At 75.1% G+C, this 17,976-nt stretch carries 12 protein-coding genes, 1 pseudogene and 1 riboswitch; of the genes and pseudogenes, 1 reads left to right on the forward strand and 12 read right to left on the reverse strand.

The window, feature by feature from the left end; all coding sequences use genetic code 11:
• Positions 1-25 precede the first annotated feature (25 nt).
• Genes cobJ through cobM form a run of 3 tightly spaced genes read right to left on the reverse strand, consistent with a single transcriptional unit; the run spans position 26 to position 3,806 of the window.
• Positions 26-1,732 carry a precorrin-3B C(17)-methyltransferase gene (gene cobJ, locus AB0N63_RS27060; protein ID WP_365532566.1) on the reverse strand — a complete coding sequence of 569 codons (1,707 nt, stop codon included), beginning with the start codon at positions 1,730-1,732 and terminating at the stop codon, positions 26-28.
• Positions 1,729-2,991 (reverse strand): precorrin-6y C5,15-methyltransferase (decarboxylating) subunit CbiE, encoded by a 1,263-nt coding sequence (gene cbiE / locus AB0N63_RS27065; protein WP_365532568.1) that lies wholly within the window; start codon positions 2,989-2,991, stop codon positions 1,729-1,731. The genes cobJ and cbiE overlap by 4 nt, the downstream gene beginning before the upstream one ends.
• Positions 2,988-3,806: a precorrin-4 C(11)-methyltransferase gene (gene cobM, locus AB0N63_RS27070; protein ID WP_365532569.1), complete on the reverse strand. Its 819-nt coding sequence runs from the start codon at positions 3,804-3,806 to the stop codon at positions 2,988-2,990. The genes cbiE and cobM overlap by 4 nt, the downstream gene beginning before the upstream one ends.
• Positions 3,807-3,901: 95 nt before the next feature.
• Between cobM and AB0N63_RS27075 the strand changes: the two genes are divergently transcribed.
• Entirely contained in the window at positions 3,902-4,633 is a 732-nt protein-coding gene (locus AB0N63_RS27075; RefSeq protein ID WP_365532572.1) for a ZIP family metal transporter, read from the forward strand.
• An 83-nt stretch (positions 4,634-4,716) separates the two neighbouring features.
• On the opposite strand, the gene cobI is transcribed toward AB0N63_RS27075, so the two are convergent.
• The 9 genes and pseudogenes from cobI to AB0N63_RS27120 form a co-directional block, all read right to left on the reverse strand.
• Entirely contained in the window at positions 4,717-5,448 is a 732-nt protein-coding gene (gene cobI, locus AB0N63_RS27080) for a precorrin-2 C(20)-methyltransferase (protein WP_365532574.1), read from the reverse strand.
• Complete coding sequence (locus AB0N63_RS27085) at positions 5,445-6,875, reverse strand: cobyrinate a,c-diamide synthase (protein ID WP_365532692.1); 1,431 nt, start codon at positions 6,873-6,875, stop codon at positions 5,445-5,447. The genes cobI and AB0N63_RS27085 overlap by 4 nt, the downstream gene beginning before the upstream one ends.
• Positions 6,876-6,942: 67 nt before the next feature.
• The gene (gene cobO / locus AB0N63_RS27090) at positions 6,943-7,542 is read right to left on the reverse strand and encodes a cob(I)yrinic acid a,c-diamide adenosyltransferase (protein ID WP_365532576.1); all 600 of its coding nucleotides are present in this window, start codon (positions 7,540-7,542) and stop codon (positions 6,943-6,945) included.
• Complete coding sequence (locus tag AB0N63_RS27095) at positions 7,542-9,572, reverse strand: putative cobaltochelatase (protein WP_365532579.1); 2,031 nt, start codon at positions 9,570-9,572, stop codon at positions 7,542-7,544. Before AB0N63_RS27095 ends, cobO begins: the two co-directional genes overlap by 1 nt.
• Positions 9,569-13,222, reverse strand: a complete 3,654-nt coding sequence (gene cobN, locus AB0N63_RS27100) for a cobaltochelatase subunit CobN (protein ID WP_365532581.1) — start codon at positions 13,220-13,222, stop codon at positions 9,569-9,571. The genes AB0N63_RS27095 and cobN overlap by 4 nt, the downstream gene beginning before the upstream one ends.
• Positions 13,219-14,727 carry a cobyric acid synthase gene (locus AB0N63_RS27105; protein ID WP_365532583.1) on the reverse strand — a complete coding sequence of 503 codons (1,509 nt, stop codon included), beginning with the start codon at positions 14,725-14,727 and terminating at the stop codon, positions 13,219-13,221. The genes cobN and AB0N63_RS27105 overlap by 4 nt, the downstream gene beginning before the upstream one ends.
• A complete protein-coding gene (locus tag AB0N63_RS27110; RefSeq protein ID WP_365532585.1) occupies positions 14,724-15,752 on the reverse strand; it encodes a cobalamin biosynthesis protein in 1,029 nt (342 codons plus the stop codon). The genes AB0N63_RS27105 and AB0N63_RS27110 overlap by 4 nt, the downstream gene beginning before the upstream one ends.
• A gap of 120 nt (positions 15,753-15,872) precedes the next feature.
• Positions 15,873-15,946: riboswitch (cobalamin riboswitch) on the reverse strand.
• A gap of 334 nt (positions 15,947-16,280) precedes the next feature.
• Entirely contained in the window at positions 16,281-16,511 is a 231-nt protein-coding gene (locus AB0N63_RS27115; RefSeq protein WP_365532587.1) for a hypothetical protein, read from the reverse strand.
• 280 nt (positions 16,512-16,791) lie between these two features.
• Positions 16,792-17,958 (reverse strand): annotated as a pseudogene (locus AB0N63_RS27120) (inorganic phosphate transporter); the annotation flags it as partial.
• Positions 17,959-17,976: the final 18 nt, after the last annotated feature.

The following is a 17,976-nucleotide window of genomic DNA, read 5'->3' on the forward strand; positions in this document are numbered from 1 at the left end:
TGCGGGAAGGGGGAGCCGGGGGCGGTCACCGGGCCTCCTGGCGGCCGCCGCCGTCCTGCCAGCGGTAGCCGCGCGGGGTGACCATGCGGCCCGCGATCTCGCGGGTGGCGGTGTTGCCGACCGTGACGACGGTCATCATGTCGACCGTCGCCGGGTCCAGCTTCGCCAGCGTGGTCAGCCGGGCGGACTCGTCGGGCCGTGAGGCGTTGCGCACGACGCCGACCGGCGTCGTCGGCTCCCGGTGCCCGGCGAGGATCTCCAGCGCCCTGGGCAGCTGCCGGTGGCGGCCGCGCGAGCGCGGGTTGTAGAAGGTGACGACGAGATCGGACTCGGCCGCCGCCCGCACCCGCCGCTCGATGACCTCCCACGGCGTGTGCAGGTCGGACAGGCTGATCGACACATGGTCGTGGCCGAGCGGCGCGCCGAGGACCGCCCCGGCGGCGAGCGCCGCCGTCACCCCCGGCACGCCGACCACGTCGATGTCGTCGGACGCCTCGGCGAGTGCGGGGGAGGCCATGGCGTACACCCCGGCGTCGCCGCTGCCGATCAGCGCAACCGCGTGGCCCTTGCGCGCCTCGGCCACCGCCGTGCGGGCCCGCTCCTCCTCGGCGCCCAGCCCGGACTCCAGGACCCGGGTGCCCGGCCGCAGCAGATCTCGGATCTGGTCGACGTACTGGTCGAGCCCCACCAGGACGGCGGCGCGCCGCAGTTCGGCCGTCGCGCGCGGGGTCAGCAGATCGCGCGCCCCGGGGCCGAGCCCGACCACGGCGAGCCGGCCGCGCGCGGGTCGCCGTACGAGGGCGCAGGTGGCCATCGCGGGCCGCCCGTCCGCCCGCCGCGACTTCCGTTTGGGCACCAGGAGTTCACCTCCGCCGGCGAGCGCGGCGGCCTCCGCGACGGACGGCGTGCCGACGGCGGCCAGCGGCGCGCCGGACGGGTTGGGCACCACCACCGCCGCCAGCTCCTCGGCGGTGTACGTCACCAGGGGCACGCCCAGCCGCCCGGCCGCCCCGACGATGCCCGGCTCGCCGGACTTGGCGTCCACGGTGGCCAGTTCGGCGACCGAGCGCGCCGACAGCCCGGCCTCCCGCAGCGCTCCCTCGACCAGCTCCAGCACCTCGTCCACCGGTGCGCCCCGGGAGGCGCCGACGCCGACGACGAGGGACGGCGGACGCAGCAGCACCTCCCCGTCGGCCGGTTGCGCGGCACGGTCGGTGACCCGGACGACGTACGCGCCCCGGTCGGCGACCGGCAGCGCGGGCAGCGGCCAGGACACCTCGGCGTCCAGGCGTACCGGCTCGCCGTCCAGCAGCGCCCTCGTCACCGCGACCACGTCGCCCTCCACGGGCAGGCCGAGCGTGTCGAGACCGGCCACGCCCACGGAGTCCGTGGCCGTCGTCACCACCGGCTCGGCGCCCAGCGCCCCGCCGACCTCGACGGCCAGTTCGTTGGCGCCGCCGCCGTGCCCGCCGACCAGCGACACCGCGAACCGGCCGCCCTCGTCCACGCACACCACACCCGGGTCGGCGCTCTTGTCGCCGAGCAGCGGCGCGATCAGCCGCACCACCGCGCCCGTCGCCAGGAAGCACACCAGCTGCTCGCACTCGGCGAAGGCGGCCCGTACGGCGTCGCCGACGGGCCCGTCGTACACCCGCGTACGGTCCGGCCACGCGGCCGCCAGCCGGTTCCGCGCAGCCGCGCCCGCCGCGGTGGCGGAGATGAGGCCGATCACTGAGCAACTCCTTCTGTGCGCGCCGTGGTCGCCGCCGCCCCCTCGGGCCGCGTCCCCCACAGCAGGAAAACGGGATTGGTCGCCGCCAGCCGGGTCACGTCCCCCGGCAGCGGCGCGAGCCGGGAGGACTGCAGCAGCACCCCGTCGCAGTCCAGCCCGGCGGCGGTCAGCGCCCGGCGCGCGTCCGGCACCCGGTCCAGGGCGGCCAGCGCGACGACGACGGTCCGCCGGGCCCGCCGCGCGCACGCCCCCACGATCGCGGGCAGTTCGCGCCCGCCGCCGCCCACGAACACCGCGTCCGGATCGTCGGCCAGCTCCGCCAGCACCCCGGGGGCCGTGCCGTGCACCACGCTCACGTCCACGCCGTGCGCGGCGGCGTTGGCGCGCACGCGCCCGGCCCCGTCGGCGGTCTTCTCGACCGCCACCACGGCCGCGCCGAGCCGTGCGCACTCCACGGCCACCGACCCCGAGCCCGCGCCCACGTCCCACACCAGGTCGCCCAGGCGCGGCCCGAGCCGGGCCAGCGCCAGCGCCCGCACCTCGAACTTGGTGATCATCGAGTCGCGGTGCGCGAACGCGTCCTCGGCCGGCGCCCAGCCCGCGGGGGCGCCGGCCGCGCCGGCCACCGTCCGCACCGCGCCCAGCGCCCGCGCACGGTCCAGGCACAGCACCACGCTCACCGCCGTGCCCCAGTCGCGGGCGGCGGCCTCGGCCGGCGTGACCGTCTCGACGCGCTCGCGGCCGGCCTCGCCGAGCGCGGACGCCACGACCAGGACCCGGTCGCCCGACGTGCGGGCGAGCGCGGCCCCCAGTTCTGCGGGGCCCGCGCCCGGCCCGGTCAGCACGGCGGTCTTGGCCCGGGCCCGGCACACGTTGACGGCGGTGCGCAGATCGCGCCCGTGCGCGCTCACCACCACCGCGTCGTCCCAGGGCAGCCCGATCCGCGCGAAGGCGGCCGCCACCGAGGAGACGCCCGGCCGCACGTCCAGCAGGTCCGGCCCGAACCGCTCGGCCAGCGCCCGCACGATCCCGAAGAACCCCGGATCGCCGGAGGCCAGCACCACCACCCGCCGCTCCTTGCCGACGTACGCGGCGATGACGTCCAGGGCGGGCGCCAGCGGCCCGAGCACCACCCGTTCGGCGGTGTCGGGCAGCCGTACGGACTCCAGGTGCCGCCGGCCGCCCACGACCAGCTCAGCCCCGGCGAGCAGGCTTTCGTCCGGCGGCGCGCCCGTGCCCGTGCCGACGACCGTGATCACGTGCTCGCACCCCGTGCGCGCAGTGCCTTGCGGGCCTCCGGGTCGGCCTTGCGGTACCCGTGGAAGTGGCCCGGGTGGTACAGATGCGAACGGGTGCCGTGCGCGCCGAGCGCCGGGCCGACCAGGAAGAGCGTGTGCTTCCAGAGCTTGTGCTCCTTGACCGTCTCCTCCAGCGTCCCGATCGTGCACCGCACGACCAGCTCCTCCGGCCACGTCGCCTGGTAGGCCACGACGACCGGCGTGGACGTCGGATAGCCGCCCTCCAGCAGCTCCCGCACCAGCTGCCCGCTGCGGGCCGCCGACAGGAAGACCGCCATGGTGGTGCCGTGCCGGGCGAACTCGCGGACCTCCTCGCCGGGCGGCATCGGCGTCTTGCCGCCGCCGAGCCGGGTCAGCACCACCGACTGCGCCACCTCGGGAACGGTCAGCTCGCGCCGGGCGAGCGCGGCGACCGCGGAGAACGACGAGACGCCGGGGACGACCTCCGTCTCGATCCCGAGCGCGTCGCACCGGTCCAGCTGCTCCTGCGTACCGCCCCACAGTGCCGGGTCGCCGGAGTGGATCCGGGCCACCTTCAGGCCCTCGGCGCGGGCCCGCTCGTACACGGCGACGACGTCCTCCAGGGACATGGTCGCCGAGTCCAGGATCTCCGCGTCCTCGCGCGCGTGTTCGAGAACCTCCGCCTGGACCAGGCTGGCCGCCCAGATCACGACGTCGGCCTCGGCGATCGCGCGCGCGGCGCGGAACGTCAGCAGGTCGGCGGCGCCGGGACCGGCGCCGACGAAGGTCACCCTGCCGGGGGTGGCAGCGGCCATGGGGTCAGGTCCTTCCGTACGGTATGTCATGGTGTGCGGGGGTCGGCGGATGGCCGGATGTGCGCGATCGGGGGTTGATCGGATAGCAAGGGCACATGGCGGTCTTCGTCGCGCTCGGCGCGTTCCTGATGACGCTGGCCGGCGGCTGGACGGCACAGCGGGTGACCGATCGTCGCCACCTGGTCCTCGGACTGGCCGGCGGCCTGATGCTGGGCGTGGTCGGCCTGGACCTGCTGCCGGAGGCGCTGCACGCTGTGAGCCGCGAGGTGTTCGGCGTACCGGCCGCCCTGCTGCTGTTCGTGGCCGGCTTCCTGCTGGCCCACCTGGTGGAACGGCTGCTCGCCGCCCGCCAGGCCGCGCACGGCGGCGCCGAGACCCACAACCACCGCGCGCCCGAGGTGGGCCTCACCGCGGCGGCGGCCATGGTCGGTCACAGCGCCATGGACGGCGTGGCGATCGGCGCGGCCTTCCAGGTGGGCGGCGGCATGGGCGCCGCGGTCGCGCTCGCCGTGATCGCCCACGACTTCGCCGACGGCTTCAACACCTTCACCCTCACCCGCCTGTACGGCAACGCGCGCCGCAAGGCCGTCGCGATGCTCGTCGCCGACGCCCTGGCCCCGCTCGTGGGCGCGGCCTCGACCGCCTTCATCAGCATCCCGGAGTGGTTCCTCGGCGGCTATCTCGGCCTCTTCGGCGGCGTACTGCTCTACCTCGCCGCGGCCGAGATCCTCCCCGAGGCCCACCACGACCACCCGGCCCGCTCCACCCTGCTGTGCACGGTCGCCGGAGTGGCGTTCATATGGCTGGTGGTGGGCCTGGCCGCGTGACATGGGGCGGTGGTGGGCGGTCCGGCCGCCTGACGCGGGCCGGCGGCGGCCGGTCGCGCGGGCCGGCCGGGAGGGGGCGCCGCTCACAGCTTGCCGCCCCGCCCGCCGGTGCGCCGGGCCGGCGCGATGAGCGTCGAGAGGTACGGCAGGGCAGCGCCGCCCAGCTCGCCGGCCGGCCGGATCGACTCCTCCGGCAGCCCGAGGGCCGAACCCCACACCGCGTCCTCGATCCGCCCGCTGTCCCGCAGCGCCTCGGCGACCTCCCCCGCCTGCCGCCCGAACTTGTACGCGACGACCGTGCCCGGCCCGTTCAGCGCGTCCTTGAGCACGGCGGCGCCCGCCGTCACCGGCACCAGCGTCAGCGGCTCAGTCCCCTCGGTGAGCACCGCCCCCGAGCGCGCCGCCAGGTCCTGCATGGCGGTGATGCCGGGCACGGTCTCCACCGCGACCCCCGGCACCAGCTCGGCGACGGTCTGCGCGAGATACGTGAACGTCGAGTACACGTTCGGGTCGCCGATGGTGGCGAACGCCACCGACCCGTGCGCCCGCAGCAACGCGGCGACCCGCTCCCCGGCCGCGTCCCAGGCCGCCTCGCGACGCGCCCGGTCACTGCGCTCGTTCAGCGCGAACACCACCCGGACGACCTTCTCCACGCCCACGTAGTGCAGCACGGTCGCCTCCGCGCGCCCGCGCTCCCCGGTGTCCATCACGGGCACCACCACGACCTCGGCCGCACGCAGCGCGTTCACGCCCTTCACGGTCACCAGCTCGGGATCGCCGGGACCGACCCCTACTCCGACCAGTCTGCTGCTCATGACGTCCGGCACCTCTCGACGAACCGACGGGCCACACCGGGCGCGCCGGCCCAGTGCGTGTGGAGATAACTGGCGTGCACACCGCTCTGCACGAAGCCTTCGACCCGCCGCTCGGGCGCGTGCAGCCCCCAGGCGGGCGCCGCCGCCCCCGACCCCGCGCCGGGCTCCACGACGGTCCGGTGGAACTCGTGGCCGCGCATCCGCCGGCCGGCCGCGGCGAGCACGCTGTCGCCGACGGCCACGGCCTCCCGGTACCCGAGCGTCAGCCGCCCGGTCATCCGCGCGGAGGCGTCCAGCACCCCGCACATCGGCCGCCCGTCCAGCTCCCGGCACAGATACAGCAGCCCCGCGCACTCGGCCGCGACGGGCGCCCCGCTCAGGGCGAGCTCGGCCACGGCCTTGCGCAGCGCCTCGTTGGCGGACAGCTCGGCGGCGTACACCTCCGGGAACCCGCCCCCGACGACCAGCCCCCGGGTCCCCTCGGGCAGCGCCTCGTCCCGCAACGGATCGAACACCACGACCTCGGCCCCGGCGGCGGCCAGCAACTCGGCGTGCTCGGCATAGGAAAAGGTGAACGCGGCCCCACCGGCAACGGCGACGGTCACTCCGCAACTGCGGCCGATTTCCGTCGGTCCGTCCGGCGTCCGGGCCGCACCCGCACCGGCCTCCCGAGCCGCGGCCTCCCCCGCGTCCCAAGCCGCACACGGCAACGCCCCCGCACCCCGCGCCAGCGCGACCAACGCCTCCAGATCACATCCCGCGGCCACCTGCGCCCCCATCGCCGCGACCGCCTCCACCGCGGCCGACCGACGCTCGGCGACCGGCACCAGCCCCAGATGCCGAGCCGGGGTGTTCACCTGCGGCGCCCGCCGCAACACCCCCAGCACCGGCACCCCCACGGCCTCCAGCGCCTCCCGCAACAACGCCTCGTGCCGCTCCGAGGCGACCTTGTTGAGGATCACGCCCCCGACCCGCACCTCCGGGTCCCACGTCACGAACCCGTGCACCAGTGCCGCCACCGACCGCGACTGCGCAGAGGCGTCCACGACCAGCACCACCGGCGCCCGCAGCAGCTTCGCCACCTGCGCCGTGGACGCCAGCTCCCCCTGCCCGGCGGCCCCGTCGTACAGCCCCATCACACCCTCGACCACGGCGATGTCGCACCCGCGCGCCCCGTGCAGGAACAACGGCCCGATCAGCTCGGGTCCGCACAGGTACGCGTCCAGGTTGCGCCCCACCCGCCCGGTGGCGAGCGCGTGGTAGCCGGGGTCGATGTAGTCCGGCCCCACCTTGTGCGGGGACACGGCCAACCCGCGCCCGGCGAGCGCGGCCATCAGCCCCGTCGCGACGGTGGTCTTGCCGCTTCCGGAGGAAGGCGCGGCGATCACCAGCCGCGGCACGGACGCGACGGTGGACCCGGACGGCACGGCGGCCGAACCAGGCGACGCGACGGAGGCCGGGGAACCGGCGGCGACGGGGGAGTTCAGCACGACGTCACCACTCGATGCCCCGCTGGCCCTTCTGCCCCACGTCCATGGGGTGCTTCACCTTGGACATGTCGGTGACGAGGTCGGCGCACTCCACCAGCTTCTTCGGCGCGTTGCGCCCGGTGATGACGACATGCTGGGTCCCGGGCCGCGCCCGCAGCACCTCGACCACCTCGTCGGTGTCCACCCATCCCCAGTGCATCGGGTACGCGAACTCGTCCAGCACGTACAGCCGGTACGTCTCGGCGGCCAGGTCCCGCTTGACCTGCTCCCAGCCCTCGCGGGCCTTGGCCTCGTTGTCCGTCTGGGCGTCCCGCTGGACCCAGGACCAGCCCTCGCCCATCTTGTGCCAGTCGACGGAGCCGCCCTGCCCGGACGCCCCCAGCACCCTCAGCGCGTTCTCCTCGCCGACCTTCCACTTCGCCGACTTGACGAACTGGAACACCCCGATCGGCCAGCCCTGGTTCCAGGCGCGCAGCGCCAGCCCGAAGGCGGCGGTGGACTTGCCCTTGCCGATCCCGGTGTGCACGACCACGAGCGGCCGGTTGCGACGCTGACGCGTCGTCAGCCCGTCCTCCGGTACGACGCTCGGCTGCCCCTGCGGCATTACGCGGCCCTCCTCGAAGTCCCCTGCACATCCCTGACCAGACCGGCGATCGAGTCGGCCCGCAGCTCGTCCAACGTCACCGCCGTACCGCCCAGTTCACCGGCGAGCTGCCCGGCGAGCCCTAGCCGCACCGGCCCCGACTCGCAGTCCACGACCACCGACGCGATCCCCTCGGCCGCGAAGAGCCGCGCCGCCCGCCCCGCCAACGCCACCGGCTCGGGGCCGCCCGTGGCCCGCCCGTCGGTCACCACGACCACCAGCGGCCGGCGCGCGGGATCCCGCAGCCGCTCCACCCGCAGCACCTCGTGCGCCCGCAGCAGACCGGCCGCCAGCGGCGTACGGCCGCCCGTCGGCAGCGACTCCAGGCGGACCGCCGCCGCGTCCACGGACGAGGTCGGCGGCAGCGCGACCTCCGCGTCCCGGCCGCGGAACGTCACCAGCCCCACCTTGTCCCGCCGCTGGTAGGCGTCCAGCAGCAGCGACAGCACGGCGCCCTTCACAGCGCTCATCCGCTGCCGCGCCGCCATCGAACCGGAGGCGTCCACCACGAAGAGGACGAGGTTGCCCTCGCGCCCCTCGCGCGTCGCCTGCCGCAGATCGTCCCGGCGCACGACCAGCCCCGGACCACTGCGCCCCCGAGCCCGCTGGTGCGGGGCGGCGGCCTGCACGGTCGCCGCCAGGTGCAGCTTGGTCAGCGCGCCGCGCGGACGCCGCGCGCCGGTCGTCCGGCCGTGCTCGGTCCGCGCCCGGGAGCGGCGCCCGGCGGCGCCTTCGCCGATGCCCGGAACACTGAGCACCTTGGTGCGGAACGGCTCCGCCGCCCGCGCCGGCGCCTGCTCACCGCCGCCCGCTCCGGACGGCTGCGGCTCCCCGCCCTCCGCGGCCTCCGGCCGCGCCGCGGCGTCACCGCCCTGGGGACCGCCGTCGTCCGGCGCGGGCTGCCCGCCGCCACCGCCGGGTCCGTCCGGACCCGGGTCGGGCCCGTCGTCCCCGTCGCCGTCCCCGCCGTCCCCGTCGTTTCCGGCGAACTGCTCCAACGTCTCGTCGAGCTTGTCCTCGTCCAGACCGGGCGCGTCGAAGGGGTTGCGCCGCCGCCGGTGCGGCAGTGCCAGCAGCGCGGCCTGCCGTACGTCCTCGGCGAGGACGTCGGTCCGCCCCGCCCAGGCGGCCAGCGCCGTCGCCGTACGCGCCATCACGATGTCGGCACGCATGCCGTCCACCTCGAAGGCGGCGCAGGTCGCCGCGATCTGCCGCAGCGCCCCGTCCCCGAGCCGCACCTGCGGCAGCAACTCCCGCGCGGCGACGATGCGGTGCCGCACCGCGGCCTCCTCGCCGGCCCAGCGCGCGGCGAACCCGGCCGGATCGTCGTCGTAGGCGAGCCGCCGGCGCACGACCTCCACCCGCTGGTCGGGCTCGCGGGAGGCGGCGACCTCGACGGTCAGCCCGAACCGGTCCAGCAACTGAGGCCGCAGCTCGCCCTCTTCGGGGTTCATGGTCCCGACGAGCAGGAACCGCGCGGCATGCCGTACGGAGACGCCCTCGCGCTCGACGTACGAGGCGCCCATGGCGGCCGCGTCGAGCAGCAGATCGACCAAGTGGTCGTGCAGGAGGTTGACTTCGTCGACGTAGAGGATGCCCCGGTGGGCGTCGGCGAGCAGGCCCGGTTCGAAGGCCTTCACGCCCTCCGCCAACGCCCGCTCGATGTCCAGGGCGCCCACCAGCCGGTCCTCGGAGGCGCCGACCGGCAGCTCGACCATCCGCGCCGGGCGCGACTCGAACGCCCCCGGCTCGTGCGGCCCGTCGGGGCAGGCGGGGTCGGGCGCGTCCGGGTCGCAGGAGAAACGGCACCCGGAGACGACGTCCACCGCGGGCAGCAGCGCCGAGAGCGCCCGCACGGCGGTGGACTTCGCGGTGCCCTTCTCGCCGCGTACCAGCACACCGCCGACCGCCGGGGAGACGGCGTTCAGCAGCAGCGCCAGCCGCAGATCGTCCTGACCGACGACGGCCGTGAACGGAAACGGGGTACTCACTTCTCGTCGTCCTCCAAGTCGCCCTCGAGCTCCAGATAGGTGGCGCGCAGCCGCTCCAGCGTGTCCGCGTCCGGCTCCGCCCACAGCCCCCGGTCCGCCGCCTCCAGGAGCCGTTCCGTGATGCCGCGCAGCGCCCACGGGTTGGACTTCTTCATGAAGTCCCGGTTCTCCGCGTCGAAGACGTACTCGGCGCTGAGCTTCTCGTACATCCAGTCGTCCACCACGCCCGCCGTGGCGTCGTAGCCGAACAGGTAGTCGACGGTGGCCGCCATCTCGAAGGCGCCCTTGTAGCCGTGCCGGCGCATGGCCGCCATCCAGCGCGGGTTGACCACCCGGGCGCGGAAGACGCGGTGGGTCTCCTCGCCCAGCGTGCGGGTCCTGACCTGGTCCGGGGCGGCCGAGTCGCCGACGTACGCCTCCGGGCTGGTGCCCGTCAGATGGCGGACCATGGCCACCATGCCGCCGTGGTACTGGAAGTAGTCGTCCGCGTCGACCAGGTCGTGCTCGCGCGTGTCGACGTTCTTCGCGGCCACCGCGATCCGCCGGAACGCCGTCTCCATGTCGCCGCGCGCCGCCCGCCCGTCGAGCCCGCGCCCGTAGGCGTAACCGCCCCACACCGCGTACACCTCGGCGAGGTCCGCGTCCGAGCGCCAGTTGCGGGCGTCGATCAGCGGCAGCAGGCCCGCGCCGTACGCGCCCGGCTTGGAGCCGAAGATCCGGGCCGTCGCGCGCCGCCGGTCGCCGTGCTCGGCGGTGTCCTCGTCGGCGTGCGCCCGTACGTAGTTGGACTCGGCGGGCTCCTCCAGCTCCGCCACCGCCCGCACCGCGTCGTCGATCAGCCCGACCACGTGCGGGAACGCGTCCCGGAAGAAGCCGGAGATACGGACCGTGACGTCGATGCGCGGCCGGCCCAGCTCCTCCAGCGGCACCACCTCGAAGCCGGTCACCCGGCGCGAGGCGTCGTCCCACACCGGGCGGCAGCCGAGCAGCGCCAGGATCTCGGCGATGTCGTCGCCCTGCGTGCGCATCGCGGAGGTGCCCCACACCGTCAGGCCGACGGACTTCGGGTACGCGCCGGTGTCGGTCAGGTACCGCTGCACCAGTGAGTCCGCCAGCGACTGGCCGACTTCCCAACTCAGTCTGGACGGAATCGCCTTGGGGTCGACGGAGTAGAAGTTGCGGCCGGTCGGCAGCACGTTGACCAGGCCGCGGGTCGGTGAGCCGGACGGACCGGCCGGGACGTAACCGCCGTCCAGCGCCCGCAGGATGTGCCCGATCTCGTCCGTGGTGCGGGCGAGCCGCGGCACGACCTCGGTGCAGGCGAACTCCAGCACCGCGACCGCCTCGGGCAGTTCGGCCTTCAGCACCTCCCGTACCAGGGCGGCGCTCTCGGCCGCCGCCCAGCCGCGTTCCTCCATGCCCTCCGCGATCCGCCGGCACAGCTGCTCCAGCAGGTCGATCGCGTCGGCGGCCGACCGCGCCGGACCGTCCGCCAGGTCCGTCAGCTCCACCGGGATCTTCACCGGGGCGCCCGGCTCGGCCAGCAACTCCTTCTCCACCAGCCCGAAGTGGGCCGCGAGCGAGGCCCGCAGACCGGGCAGCGCGTTCGCCTGCCCGCCCCACACCTGGGAGGCGCGCAGCACCGCGAGGACCAGGTTCACCCGGGGCTCGCCCACCGGGCCGCCGCCGAGGACGTGCAGGCCGTCGCGGATCTGCACGTCCTTGATCTCGCACAGATAGCCGTCGATGTGCATGACGAACTCGTCGAACTCGTCGTCGTCCGGCTGCTCGTTCACGTGCAGGTCGTGGTGCAGCTCGGCGGCCTTGACCAGCGTCCAGATCTGGGCGCGGACGGCCGGGGCCTTGGCCGGGTCCAGGTCACAGACGAGGGCGTACTCGTCCAGGAGCTGTTCCAGCTTGGCCAGATCGCCGTAGGTGTCGGCGCGGGCCATCGGCGGGACGAGGTGGTCGACCACGGTGGCGTGGCCGCGTCGCTTGGCCTGGGTGCCCTCGCCCGGGTCGTTGACGATGAACGGGTAGATCAGCGGGAGTTCGCCGAGGACCGCGTCCGGTGCGCACCCGGCGCTCAGGCCGAGGCCCTTGCCCGGCAGCCACTCCGTCGTGCCGTGCTTGCCCATGTGCACGATCGCGTCCGCGCCGAAGCTGTTGTCCAGCCAGCGGTAGGCCGCCACGTAGTGGTGGGAGGGCGGCATGTCGGGGTCGTGGTAGATCGCGATCGGGTTCTCGCCGAAGCCGCGCGGCGGCTGGATCATGACGACGACGTTCCCGAACCGGAGGGAGGCGAGCACGATGTCGTCGCCGTCGACGTACAGGGAGCCCGGCGGCTCGCCCCACGCCTCGGTCATCGCCTCGCGCAGCTCCGGGTCGAGCCGCGCGAACCACGCCTGATAGTCGGCGAGCGGCACTCGGGCGGGCGCGGCGGCGAGCTGCTCCTCGGTCAGCCACTCCACGTCGTGGCCGCCGGCCTCGATGAGCCGGTGGATCAACTCGTCGCCGCCCGCGGGGTATTCGGTCAGCGTGTACCCGGCGTCGCGCAGGGCGTCCAGGACGCGTACCGCGGAGGCAGGGGTGTCGAGGCCGACCGCGTTGCCGACGCGGGAGTGCTTGGTCGGGTAGGCGGTGAAGACGAGGGCGACCTTCTTCTCGGCGTTCGGCTTGTGCCCGAGGCGGGCGTGCCGTACGGCGATCCCGGCGACGCGGGCGGCGCGCTCGGGGTCGGCCACGTACACCGGGACGTCGTCCGGGCCCTGTTCCTTGAAGGAGAACGGGACGGTGATCAGCCGGCCGTCGAACTCGGGGATCGCGACCTGCATCGCCGCGTCCATGGGCGACAGCGCGGCGTCCGACTCGTCCCAGGCGGCCCGCGAGGAGGTGAGGCAGAGCCCCTGCAGCACAGGCACGTCCAGGTCGGCGAGTGCGCCGATGTCCCAGGCCTCCTCGTCGCCGCCCGCCGATGCCCGCGAGGCGTGCGTGCCGCCGGCGGCCAGCACGGTGGCGACGAGGGCGTCCGCCTCGGCCAGCAGCTCGTACAGGGCCGGGTCGGCGCCGCGTAGCGAACCGCAGTACACCGGGAGGGCGTTGGCGCCGTGCGCCTCGATCGCGTCGCACAGGGTGTCCACGAAGGCGGTGTTGCCGCTGAGTTCGTGGGCGCGGTAGAAGAGCACGCCGACGGTGGGCCGGCCCGGGGTGAGGGCGCGGTCGCCGTGGACGCCGAACTCCGGCATCTTCCGGGGCTCCTCGAAGCCCTCGCCGGTCAGCAGCACCGTGTCGGACAGGAACCGGGCCAGCTCGGTGAGGTTGTCGGGTCCGCCCTCGACCAGGTAGCGCAGCGCCTCGGCCACCACACCCGCCGGGACGGACGACTCGGCCATCAGCTCCGCGTCCGGCACGGCCTCGCCGCCCAGCAGCACGGTCGGCACCCCGGAGGCCTTCAGGGCGGCCAGCCCGTCCTCCCAGGCCCGCTTGCCGCCGAGCAGCCGGACGACGGCGAGGTCCGCGCCGTCCAGCAGCGCGGGCAGCTCGGCTGCCACGTCCACGCGGGTCGGGTTGCCGATCCGGTAGTCCGCGCCGGAGGCCCGGGCCGCCAGGAGATCGGTGTCGGCGGTCGACAACAACAACACTGTGCTCATGCGGGCGCTCCCGGTGGGATGAAGGGCAGTCCTTGCGGCGCGCCGGACTCGATGAGCCGCCACAGCGCGTCCGTGTCCGCGTGCTGTTCGATGAGGTCGCCGAGCCGGTCGAGCTGCTCCTCGCGCAGCGCGGCGAACGAGGTGCCGGGCGCGGGTGTGAAGCGGCGGCCCGCGGCGGCGGCCACCTCACGCAGGAAGGCGCGCCGGAAGCCGTCCGACTCCAGCGAGCCGTGCCAGTGGGTGCCCCACACGGCGCCGACCCGGCAGCCGTCCAGGAAGGGCTCACCGCCTTCGACGGCGGCCACCCCGTGGTGGATCTCGTACCCCTCGACCGGCTCGCCGAGGGCCTGCCCGGAGGGCCGGGTGAGGGTCTTCTCGCGGGCGAAGCGCACCCGCACGGGCAGCAGTCCGAGCCCCGCGACCGCGCCGGCGCGCGACTCGACCTCGTCCTCGATGTGCTCGCCGAGGATCTGGAAGCCGCCGCAGACGCCGAGCACCGGCCGCCCCTCGGCGGCCCGGCGCACCAGGGCGTCGGCGAGGCCCCGCTCCCGCAGCCAGCGCAGTGCGCGGACCGTGCCGCGGGTGCCGGGGACGACGACCAGGTCCGCGTCGGCCAGTTCCTCCGGGCGGTCCACGAACCGCACCACGACGCCCGGTTCGGCGGCCAGCGCGTCCACGTCGGTGAAGTTGGACATCAGCGGGATCGCGCAGACCGCGACGCGCAGCACGTCCTCGCCGACCGGCGGGGCGACGACGGACTCCCGGACGGCGCCGCGCAGGGAGACCCGGAGGCCGTCCTCCTCGTCGATGCCGAGCCCGTGCCGGAACGGCAGCACGCCGTAGGTGTGCCGCCCGGTCAGCCCGTGCAGCATGTCGAGGCCGGGTTCGAGCAGCGAGACGTCGCCGCGGAACTTGTTGACGAGGAACCCGGCGACCAGCTCCTGGTCCTCGGGGGACAGCAGGGCGAGGGTGCCGAAGAAGGAGGCGAAGACGCCGCCGCGGTCGATGTCGCCGACGACGAGCACTGGCAGCCGAGCGCCGCGCGCGATGCCCATGTTGACGATGTCGGTCCGGCGCAGGTTGATCTCCGCCGGGCTGCCCGCCCCCTCACAGATCACCGCGTCATACGTGCCCCGCAGCTCGGCCAGGCAGTCCAGGACGGTGCCCAGGAGCTTCTGCTGCCGCCCGCCGTGGTAGCCGCGGGCGCTCAGCTCGCCGACCGGCTTGCCGAGCAGCACCACCTGGCTGCTCTGCTCGCCGCCCGGCTTGAGCAGCACCGGGTTCATCAGCGCGGTCGGCTCGATGCGGCACGCCTGCGCCTGCATGGCCTGCGCGCGGCCGATCTCGGCGCCCTCGCGGGTGACGAAGGAGTTCAGGGACATGTTCTGCGCCTTGAACGGCGCGACCTTGACGCCCTGGCGGACCAGCCACCGGCAGATCCCGGCGGTGACGACGCTCTTCCCGGCGTCGGAGGTGGTTCCGGCGACGAGCAGACCGCCGCTCATGAGGTACGTCCCTTCGGCACGGGGATGCGGGCGCGGCGGCCGGACTTCGGCGCGGCGGCCAAGGGGTGACCGCCCTTCGGCGCGGGGTTGAGGAGGCGACTGCCCAGGAGGCGTGCGCCGGCGCAGACGCCGAGCGCGAGCCAGCTCACGCGCCGGGAGAGGCGTACGGCCCGGTCGATGTCGGACACCTGGACGGCGCGTCCGCCGCCGTTGAGCACCGGACGGTGCTCGACGCGCCCCCCGTACGACAGGGTGCCGCCCAGCCGCACGCCGAGCGCGCCCGCGAACGAGGCCTCGACCGGCCCGGCGTTGGGGCTCGGGTGCTCGGCGGCGTCGGCGCGCCAGGCCCGTACGGCGCCGCGCGGATCGCCGCCGGCCACGGTGGCCAGGACGGCGGTCAGCCGCGCCCCCGGCCAGCCCGCCACGTCGTCCAGCCGGGCGGAGGCCCAGCCGTAGCGGCGGTGGCGTGGCGACTTGTGGCCGACCATCGCGTCGAGCGTGTTGACCGCCCGGAACCCGAGGAGTCCCGGCACGCCCGCGACGGCGCCCCAGGTGAGCGCGCCGACCACGGCGTCGGAGGTGTTCTCGGCGACCGACTCGACCACGGCGCGGGCGATCCCGTCGGCGTCCAGCGCCTGCGGGTCGCGTCCGCACAGGTGGGGGAGGCGGGCCCGGGCGGCCTCGACGTCGCCGGACTCCAGGGCGCGTCCGACGGCGCGGGCCTCGCGGGCGAGGGAGGTGCCGCCGACGACGGACCAGGTGGCGACGCCGGTCAGTGCGACGGAGGCGGTGGGGGAGGTGCGGACGGCGCGGGCGGCGACGGCGCCGAGCGCGGCGGCGCCGCCCGCGCACACCGCGGTGTGCAGGGCGCCCCACCCGCGGTGGTCCCGCCACAGCACGCGTTCCACGGCGCCCGCGGCACGGCCGAACGCGGCGACCGGGTGCCCGCGGCGCGGATCGCCGAGGAGGAGGTCGCCGAGGAGGCCGGCGGCGGCGCCGTACGCGAAGACGCGATCGGCACCCATCGGGTCAGCCCGCCGCGGGGACGGTCAAGGTGTCGCCGGTGACTCTCGGTCGGCAGCCGCGCATGGCGATATGTCCTCACTCAGGGTGTCCACGCCCTGGTTCGACGAGACCGGCGGTGAGAGTTCCTGGCTCCCGGGGGTTCTTCCCCGGTCACAGTGGCGGGACCGCGCCGGATTCGCACCGGGCTTCCTCTCCTGCCGCCGTACATGGCCCCGGCAGTCCACCACGGGCCGCGAACACCCGTCAACTTGCCGTTGACCTGCGTCGCACGACTGAGATGAGGCCCACACCGGCTCCGCGCCCCGCGTGCGGCTCCCGCCCTCCCCGCGCCGTGTACGCGCCCGCTCGCGCCCCGGCGCGCAGCCGTGGGCCCCGCTCCGCGCCCTGCCCCGGACACGGCTCCGCCCCGCGCCGGCCGCTCGGTTGCGGTCCTCGCACGGGGCGGAGGAGTGGGCTGAAGGGCGGTCAGGGCAGGGGCCGTGACCGGTCCGGGGAGGGGCGGGCCCTGTCCCCGGACCGGGGCCGGGTCAGCCCTTGCCCATGATCAGGTAGATGCCGTAGCCCACCGCCGCGGCGCACGCCGCGAAGCAGACGTAGGCGCCGGTGACGGCGAGCGCCCCGCCGCCGTCGCCCTGGACGGAGGCCCGCTCGCGGCGGGAGAGGCCGACGATGCCGAGGGTGAACAGGGCCACGAGGCCCACGGTGACCACGAGGCTGACGCCGAAGACGGAGCCGAGAGCTGCCCAGTCGATCTTCATGGTGATGCTTCCTTGGGAGGCCGGGGTGCGGGGCTCAGACGGTCGCGGCCGGCGGCACCGCCGCGCCCGTGGGGGTAGCCGAGGACGCCGGGTCGGTGCGCGGCGCGGACGCCGGGGCGGGGATGGTCGCCGCGAGGTCCTCGGCGAGCAGGGCGGCGGCCGGGGCCGCGCCGATCGGGGCGGCGAGCGCCGCGGCGGGGGAGCCGACGGCCTGTGCCGGGATGTCCAGGACGTGCGCCGGGGGCTCGGTGGCCTGCGCCGGGAACTCCGGGGCCGGGGCCGACGGGGGCGGGGCCACGGCGGCGATCGCCTGGGTCACCACGCCGGCCGGCTCCTCGGACCCGGCGGGGGTCGCGGTGACGTTGGTGTGGTCGACGACCTGGCGGCGGGAGATCTTCCAGATCGCCGCGGAGGAGGCGACGAGGAACACGGCGACCAGCGCGGTGCCCCAGTCGCCGAGGCCCGTCACGGCCTCCGCGCCCGCGCCCACCAGTGCCGCGGCCGGCAGCGTCAGCACCCAGGCGACGGCCATCCGGCCCGCGGTGGACCAGCGGACCACGCCGCCCTTGCGGCCGAGTCCCGCGCCCATCACCGAACCGGAGACGACGTGCGTGGTGGAGAGCGAGAAGCCCAGGTGGGAGGAGGCCAGGATCGCGGCCGCCGAGCTGGTCTGCGCGGCGAAGCCCTGCTGCGGCTGGAGGTCGGTCAGACCCGAACCCATGGTGCGGATGATGCGCCAGCCGCCGATGTACGTGCCGAGCGCGATGGCCAGGCCCGCGGAGAGGATCACCCAGGTGGGAGGGTTGGAACCGGGGGCGATGGCGCCGCCGGCGATCAGGGCGAGGGTGATGATGCCCATCGTCTTCTGCGCGTCGTTGGTGCCGTGCGCCAGCGATACCAGACCGGCGGAGGCGATCTGCCCGGCCCGGTGGCCCTTTTCGGCCGCCTTGCCGTCGGACTTCGCGCCGATCGTGTACGACAGCCGGGTCGCGGCCAGCGCGGCGACGCCCGCGACGACCGGGGCGGCGACGGCCGGGATCATGACCTTGGTGACCAGTACCCCGCCGTGCACCGCGCCGAAGCCGGCGGAGGCGACGGTGGCGCCGATCAGGCCGCCCATCAGGGCGTGCGAGGAACTGGACGGCAGCCCGACCAGCCAGGTCAGCAGATTCCAGAGGATCGCGCCGACCAGGGCGGCGAAGATGACCTCGGGACGGATGCCGGCCTCGTCGACGAGACCCTTGGAGATCGTGTTCGCGACCTCCACGGAGAGGAAGGCGCCCACCAGGTTCAACGCGGCCGACATGGCCACGGCGACCTTGGGCTTGAGCGCGCCGGTGGAGATGGTGGTGGCCATCGCGTTGGCGGTGTCGTGGAAACCGTTCGTGAAATCGAACGCGAGTGCGGTTATCACCACGATCGCGAGGATCAGCGAGAAGCTTTCCATTTACCCAGGCAATCGTTC

It is taken from the genome of Streptomyces sp. NPDC093260, from assembly GCF_040683715.1.
Lineage (GTDB): Bacteria > Actinomycetota > Actinomycetes > Streptomycetales > Streptomycetaceae > Streptomyces > Streptomyces sennicomposti.

Coding starts and splice junctions, on each gene's coding strand:
- AB0N63_RS27115 (WP_365532587.1), bottom strand. CDS start 16,511: ATGAAGATCGACTGGGCAGCTCTCGGCTCCGTCTTCGGCGTCAGCCTC.
- AB0N63_RS27075 (WP_365532572.1), top strand. CDS start 3,902: ATGGCGGTCTTCGTCGCGCTCGGCGCGTTCCTGATGACGCTGGCCGGC.
- cobO (WP_365532576.1), bottom strand. CDS start 7,542: ATGCCGCAGGGGCAGCCGAGCGTCGTACCGGAGGACGGGCTGACGACG.
- cobN (WP_365532581.1), bottom strand. CDS start 13,222: ATGAGCACAGTGTTGTTGTTGTCGACCGCCGACACCGATCTCCTGGCG.
- AB0N63_RS27105 (WP_365532583.1), bottom strand. CDS start 14,727: ATGAGCGGCGGTCTGCTCGTCGCCGGAACCACCTCCGACGCCGGGAAG.
- cobI (WP_365532574.1), bottom strand. CDS start 5,448: ATGAGCAGCAGACTGGTCGGAGTAGGGGTCGGTCCCGGCGATCCCGAG.
- cobM (WP_365532569.1), bottom strand. CDS start 3,806: ATGGCCGCTGCCACCCCCGGCAGGGTGACCTTCGTCGGCGCCGGTCCC.
- AB0N63_RS27110 (WP_365532585.1), bottom strand. CDS start 15,752: ATGGGTGCCGATCGCGTCTTCGCGTACGGCGCCGCCGCCGGCCTCCTC.